This window comes from Empedobacter sp. GD03797, assembly GCF_029842105.1.
GTDB classification, from domain to species: domain Bacteria; phylum Bacteroidota; class Bacteroidia; order Flavobacteriales; family Weeksellaceae; genus Empedobacter; species Empedobacter falsenii_C.
Genome location: NZ_JAOCFS010000053.1, coordinates 1 through 6,883, shown reverse-complemented (window position 1 = coordinate 6,883; position 6,883 = coordinate 1). Strand labels below are relative to the sequence as shown.

General features: G+C 27.2%; 7 protein-coding genes. 1 reads left to right on the top strand and 6 read right to left on the bottom strand.

The features are described 5' to 3' along the window. Positions 1–153 precede the first annotated feature (153 nt). Positions 154–597: a hypothetical protein gene (locus tag N5D90_RS16850; protein ID WP_280063438.1), complete on the bottom strand. Its 444-nt coding sequence runs from the start codon at positions 595–597 to the stop codon at positions 154–156. Positions 598–1,531: 934 nt separating this feature from the next. On the opposite strand from N5D90_RS16850, the gene N5D90_RS16845 reads away from it, so the two are divergent. Further along, complete coding sequence (locus N5D90_RS16845; protein ID WP_280063436.1) at positions 1,532–2,179, top strand: response regulator transcription factor; 648 nt, start codon at positions 1,532–1,534, stop codon at positions 2,177–2,179. A 215-nt stretch (positions 2,180–2,394) separates the two neighbouring features. Here N5D90_RS16845 and N5D90_RS16840 read toward each other — a convergent pair whose 3' ends face one another. The 5 genes from N5D90_RS16840 to N5D90_RS16820 all read right to left on the bottom strand — a co-directional run. Further along, entirely contained in the window at positions 2,395–3,900 is a 1,506-nt protein-coding gene (locus N5D90_RS16840) for a carboxypeptidase regulatory-like domain-containing protein (protein ID WP_280063435.1), read from the bottom strand. A 28-nt stretch (positions 3,901–3,928) separates the two neighbouring features. Further along, the gene (locus N5D90_RS16835) at positions 3,929–5,329 is read right to left on the bottom strand and encodes a CsgG/HfaB family protein (protein ID WP_280063434.1); all 1,401 of its coding nucleotides are present in this window, start codon (positions 5,327–5,329) and stop codon (positions 3,929–3,931) included. Positions 5,330–5,345: 16 nt separating this feature from the next. Further along, positions 5,346–5,759, bottom strand: coding sequence for a curli assembly protein CsgF (locus N5D90_RS16830; protein ID WP_280063433.1), 414 nt, complete (start codon positions 5,757–5,759; stop codon positions 5,346–5,348). A gap of 12 nt (positions 5,760–5,771) precedes the next feature. Continuing rightward, a complete protein-coding gene (locus tag N5D90_RS16825; RefSeq protein WP_280063432.1) occupies positions 5,772–6,509 on the bottom strand; it encodes a CsgE family curli-type amyloid fiber assembly protein in 738 nt (245 codons plus the stop codon). Between the two features lie 10 nt (positions 6,510–6,519). Then, a partial coding sequence (locus N5D90_RS16820) for a hypothetical protein (RefSeq protein WP_280063431.1) occupies positions 6,520–6,883 on the bottom strand: 364 nt, incomplete at its 5' end.

The window sequence follows — 6,883 nt, the reverse complement described above, 5'->3', positions numbered from 1 at the left end:
ATAAATCTTTAAAAGATATGTGGATTAAATGTATATTTTATTTAACTCAAAAAGATTGATTATTTTCATTAACCATTTTTTTTTAATCTCTTTAAGTTAAATGAATTTTAAATTTGTATAATTTTTCATTAATGTCTTTCTTACATTTATTAATTATAAATTTCTCATCCATTTATTAATATCAATATCAGAATCAATATTATATTTTTTTCTTAATCTATTTTTTCTTATTTGCACAGCTCTTACTGTAACAAATGTGATTTCGGCAATATCTTTTGTCGAATAATTTAGATAAAGCATTGCACAAAAAGATAATTCAGAACTTTTAATACTAGGATTCAAAGTTTTTATTTTTGTTACTAAATCTGGATATAATTCTTTAAATAGTATAAGAAATTCAGGGTTGTTACCTTTTAATAAATCTAATAATTTTTGAAATTTATCTTCGTTAATAGATGAATTATAATCATTTTCAATTTTAGAAATTCTATTTCTAATATCTGATCTTCTTAAAGTAGTGTTTTTTAAGTATAAGTAAAATATAAAAACTAATGAAATGAGGTAGTGTATCAGAAGTGTTGTTATACTACAAAACACTTATTACAGGTCATTTAACAATAAAAAATCAACCCCGATAATAGAATACTATCTATTATCGGGTATTTTTATGTCCTTAAAATACCTAAAATCAATTGATCTGATAACCTTGTGTATCAAATGTGTTATTAGCAACTTTTAGCATAAATTACATCTTACAATATATGACAAATCAACTTTTACTATTGAAAATCAAACAAAAGTGTGTTCCAATTGCTCCGTTAAATTAATCAAATATGTTAGAACAATGAATGGCTAACAACGTTATAAATGTAAATCAGCTTATAATCTTTTATAAAAAGCGATTAATACCATTTTGGATCACTTATACCTTTTCATTATAAAATAGACTTAATAAAATTCTTAAATTTTAAACTATAAAAAACATACATTTAATTACTTATCCATTTTTAACTGAATATCAATTATTTAATAAATTGTGATAAATTGAGTTTGTCCCCTCAATTGTCTCCCTATTTTACAAAAGAATATAAAAATAAATTATTAATTTTACATATAGATTATTAAAAAACGCAATTATAATTATTTTTAGCTATTTAATTTTATAAAAAAGCCAATAAAATTACGATTATTATGAACTAAATTCATTCATGAATATGGAAAATTTTATTCTTTTTTGTGTGTCATTTGGTTTTAACCAATTAATGCTCAGGTAGGTATTAACATAACTACTCTAAATTCTACAACTGTACTTGATGTTGTATCTAATAGTAAAGGAATTCTTATTCCTCTACTCTCTGAAGCTATGAGAAACACTTCATTAGCAGATAATGCCCTAGTACTATTCCATCTATTGGAGTAGCTAATTCAAGTTTATCTCTAAATACGTTAATTTTTAAGACGATTGTAAAACCATTTTGAATTTTGGGATAGACTCGCTTGGAAACAATTATTTTAAACTAACCAACTACATATGAAAATTTTTATTTTAGATCAGCACCAAATTGTTATCGACGGATTGGTGTCGTTGCTTCATAAGAAAAAAAGTTATAATATTATAGGTTATTCTACAAATTTAAACGATACAGTAAATTGGTTAAATAGTAATGAAATTGACTTACTTATTACTGAAGTAACGTTTAATAATGATGATGTTATTAATTTAATTAAAACAATCCGAAAACAACATAGTTCTGTTAAAATACTTATTTTAACAGGTGATAATAGAATAAAAAAAGTTGCTGAACTTTTTAAATTGGGGATTAATGGTTTTATTGAAAAACATAACGAAACAAAGACTTTGATAGAAGCCATACAATGTATTTCTATGGGAGAATCTTATATGGGAAATGAACTAAAAGATCGTATTATTCAAAATTTTAGTAACAAAAACAATATAGAAAATAGAAATATGAGTGAAATATTAGATAGTATAACGAATCGAGAGCTTGAAGTTATAAAACTTATTTGTGATGGGTGCAACAGTAAAGAGATTTCCAACAAACTTTTTATAAGTTTTAATACTGTAGAAACACATCGAAAAAGAATTTTTCAGAAATTACAAATAAAAAATTCTATTGGACTAATACGATTTGCTATAAAACATAATTTAATTGATTAATCTTTATATAAAAAAATACGATTCAAAAGTTGAACAATTTTTTTTTAATATCAATACTTGATTATTTTTCTTTTCATTTCTTCTCAATCAATATGTATTGATCGATTCAATGCAAAAAAATCAATTTGTTTATAGTTTTTAAATTATAATAACATCTTATTTTAAAAAGAATCCCTTCAGTTTGTACCAAAGGGACTCTTAACTAATGATGTAACCTACTCCCAATCGGGCATCCAAGCATTTTCAAACAGTAAGGTTCTTTTAAAATTACCTTGATCGTCTGCGCTTAAGGAAATTTTATAAATATCCTTTCTAGAGATTCCGTCGTTAGAAGTTTGTGTAAAAATTACCTCCGCCTCATTCGGAGAAAATCTAGGGTCAACATCTATAAACCCGTTTGGTATTTCCGATAAATCTGATATATCTTCTACAGTATCAGTATTTAAATTGTATATGAACAAATGCGTTTTTAATTGTCTATAATTTGAACTTTCGAAACCAGAAATATCCCGTGCGTATAATATTTTTGATCCATCTACAGAAATATCTAATCCTCCTGCTGCTCCTGTGACATTCTCTAAAATAGTCTTAATGGTGTTTCCCATAAGATCTATAATAAAAATCTTAACGCTATATCCATCTATATTGTTTGTTTTTAGAACAATTTTAGACCCATCGTTACTCCATGCACATTCTGTTATATAACTATTATCATTAGTTGTGTAAACCAATTGTGTTCCGCTTCCATCTTTGTTTATTCGATATAATTTATTGTAATTTGGATAAATAAACTCACTTCCATTTGCACTCCATGCGTAGTCAATTTCATTATTATTAAAACCAGTAACAGGAATTTTGGTCACTTTAAATATATTAGATCCATCCAATTTAGCAGTAAATAAATGCATATTTCCTTCTACCATTCTCATAAAAGAAACAAGTCCTGCCGAATTATTTTTTCTTGGTCGTAATGAGTTTACTGATTCTTGTGTAAATTTGAAATTATCACCAGCTTCATCAGTTGAGTAAATTACATGATTATCGCCAAGTAAACGTACAAAATGAATTCTATTTGGAGGAATAGCACTTGTTGTAAATTTATTCGTACTACTAAATACCTTTTCATTAATTCCGTCAGAAGCTACTACTTGCCAAAAATAACTTGTTCCAAAACTCAAATTATCAAATGTGAAATTTTGTTCTTTTAAATCTTTAAACTCTAGAACATCACTATTTTTATTATTCTTTAGAATAAGTTTATATGTAATTTCATCATCATCAGAATCTGTACAACTCCACGTTACATTTACACTTAATCCCAAATCTGTTGCATTGTCTACTGGTGTTAGTAATACAGGAACACTTGGTGGACTATTTAAAGCATTGTCGTCCTTCATTTCAAAAACTAAACTTACGTTTTGACCAAATTCTACAATGTTAACGCCTTGAACTTCCATAATATATCCTTGTAATTCTGCTTTTACCGAATAATCACCAATAGGAACATCTTTAATTTCGAAACTACCATCACTTGCTGTAAAAATAGTACTTGTAGTTGGTGCAGTTGATATTTTTACATTTGCTAAAGGTTCATTTGTTTTGTGTTTAACCACAATTCCTTTTATCACACCCTTTTCAGATCCTTCTACATAATCTTCACTACATTGGAGGAAAAATAAACATAGAAGAAGTGTTTTCAATAAAAGGAAAAATATTTTCATATATTTTTTCATGATTCAATTGAGTTTATTATTTTTTATGACCAAAATAAAAGCTTAATCCAGCACCAAATACAATTTTATTATCTTTTCGTTTACCTCCCACATAATTGTCCCAATCATCATTGAAACCAAAATCGTATTCTCCAAAAGCACGTATACCAAGAGATGAAAGAGCCATATACTCAAAACCAGCTCCTACATTTACTTTTCCTTTCAGATCCCTATTCAATTTTTCAGAAGATAACACACCTACACCTCCATATACAAATGGGGATAAATTGTCTTCTGGTAAAAAGATATACTCCAGATTCAAATCAATAGTATTGAACTTTTGATAGAATAGTGTTTTATTTTCTAAAGAAGATCTTGAAAAACTTGCTCCGAAATTAATATTCTTTGTAAAAAAATATTTAGCTCCAACAGTAAATCCTGGTTTAATCTCACTATCCCGATAATCTCCTTGAATTGAATTACCTGTGAAACTTCCATGAACAGCAAAAGTTCCTCTTCTCGGTTTTAAAATTCTATTATCAACTCTGAAATCATTTATTGAATCTTCAACAGCCGCAGCAGCTACTAGTTCATCAAATTCTTTTTTCTTATGTTGTTCAACTTGCCATAATTCATCTTTTGAACCTTCTATGATTAAGTCATAAACAGCTTTTTCTATAGCTTCTTTTACCGCTAAATGAACTGGTTCATTCTTGGTTATCCCTACTTCAGCTTCAAGTAGTCTTTCTACATCTACATACCTAAAAAAACCTCCACTCACACTTTGAGATAAAATTGTTTTTGAGGTATACACTGTTTTTAAAATTTTTCCATTATTTGTCGAAACAGCTCGTAAATAAACAGTAATTCTATCTTGTCTATATTCTGTATTACCTCCAATACCAAAATACCTTGCTCCAGCTCCACCTGTCATAATATTAGAATCATATGAAACAATGCCTCCTTCAAGTATAATTCCTGCGAACAAAAGTGGTGGTAGCATTTTAGTATTTGTCTTATTATCTTCTGTTGTCTGATAGGTTGCATATTCTTGCCTTGTCGATTTAATGATTTGTCTCTCATTCAACAAATCACTAATATTTTCTCGTTCTATCGTTGTAAACCATTTCGAATCTTCTAATGCTTTAAGTAAAATAGAAGTCGTTCCTTGCGGAACTGCTGTACTCCAATTGGCATTAAATTCAGATGGTTTATATTGTCCTGTTTGATCTTTAAACTTATAAACAGCAACAACTACTTTTTCATTTGGGTGAGGTAAAGATTTTAATTTTTTTGTGTAAGGAGTTACTTCACCTAAAGTTGAAATTTCTTTTTCTGTTGGTGCATTTAGTAATGCATGACAACTTGTAAAAAAAATAATCAGTAAAAACGCTAGAGAGAAATGTATTTTTATTCGGTTACATATTAGTTTATACATTTTTTCTTTTTTTACTTTAATACGAATTTGGTAAATTTATATTAGTTTGCTCACCAGTTTTTGTATCTATCACACTGATATTCAATCCTCCAAAATAATCTTTAATTGTTACATATAAATTTCCGAGATTATAAACACCTGGTTCAAAACCTCCATCATTATATCCTGTACCAGTTAATCCTGTGGTAAGTTTATTTAAGAGTTGACGATGCAAATTGTCTTCAAAACTGCTCACAGCAGTATTTTGTTTAAAGTTATTAAACCCCATGTCAACTTTAAATTGATTCTGAGCGTTTGCAGAACTTAATAACCAATTGTAGTTATAATTATCACCTCCAAAGGCAGAGTTGATAGGTTTGTATACCAATTGCTGAGCATTGATATAGGAGCCAATAAATAATAGGCTTGTTAATAGAATAGGTAATTTCATTTTAGTTAATTTTTATGGAGCAGATAATTGCTCACTGATAAAGTTTAATTCATTGTTGTATTGATTTAATAGTTTTAAAGTATAATCAACTTGCATTTTTATGTATTCTTCTTTTGGTTCTACCCTAAAACTGTGTAACAATTTATCTCTATCTTCTATTTGAATAATTGAAGTTCTACCTAATGATGGAACTTCAGTTATAGTTGTAACAAAAGGATATTTTTCATTCATTAAATTGTAAGCGGAATAAAAATTATCGAAAAAGTCTCGACCAAATTTTGTTTTGGTTTGATCGATAACTAAACCTTTGATAACAAAATCTTCTTTTAAGAAGACAGCTTCTGTTTTTGAACTTATTTCTTCTTCTGAATTTTTTTCTTTATATTTAATTAATATAGAATCCTTAGCAATTAACTTATTGTTGATTTCATCTCTAATAAATAAATATGATTTTATTTCATCTCCTTTGCTAATGTTTAATCTTAATTCTGAAAGATTCTTTTTTTCAGAAGCAGCTATAACAAATTGTCCTTCTTGTTTGTTGTTTGACAAATTATTACTTTCAGTTTTTTTTATGGCAATTAATAAATAATTTAAATCATGAATAACCTCATCATTATTTAAAACAAAAGCTTTTAATGAGATCATATTTTCAACCTGATTAACATCTATAGATGGTGTAATATTTATTTGTTGAGCTGATGCTAAATTCAACATAAATAACACAAAAAAACAAACTGCTTTTTTCATTTTGTACGATTTATCTGTTACTTATTATCACTGTTTTATTATTTCCAAATATTTCTAAACTCATTCCATTCGAAATAGAGTTTACACCTATAATTTCAACCATATTCTGATTTCCTCTCATAAATACATCAAGCGAATTATACACACCATCTGCATTTCCTGAGTTGAAAAGTAAAACATTTTGATTTCCTACTTGTTGAATAGAAATAGTACTATTCTGCATTAGTAAATTCGCTAAATTATTATTCCCTATTTGGTAAATGCTACTATAATATCCTATAGGTTTATTTTCTTCTACTCTATAAATAAAATCTAATACATTATTAGAATTAATTAAATTAAAATCTTGGGCGATTAGACTTGATTTAATAAAT

Coding starts and splice junctions, on each gene's coding strand:
- N5D90_RS16840 (WP_280063435.1), bottom strand. CDS start 3,900: ATGAAAATATTTTTCCTTTTATTGAAAACACTTCTTCTATGTTTATTT.
- N5D90_RS16835 (WP_280063434.1), bottom strand. CDS start 5,329: ATGTATAAACTAATATGTAACCGAATAAAAATACATTTCTCTCTAGCG.
- N5D90_RS16825 (WP_280063432.1), bottom strand. CDS start 6,509: ATGAAAAAAGCAGTTTGTTTTTTTGTGTTATTTATGTTGAATTTAGCA.
- N5D90_RS16830 (WP_280063433.1), bottom strand. CDS start 5,759: ATGAAATTACCTATTCTATTAACAAGCCTATTATTTATTGGCTCCTAT.
- N5D90_RS16845 (WP_280063436.1), top strand. CDS start 1,532: ATGAAAATTTTTATTTTAGATCAGCACCAAATTGTTATCGACGGATTG.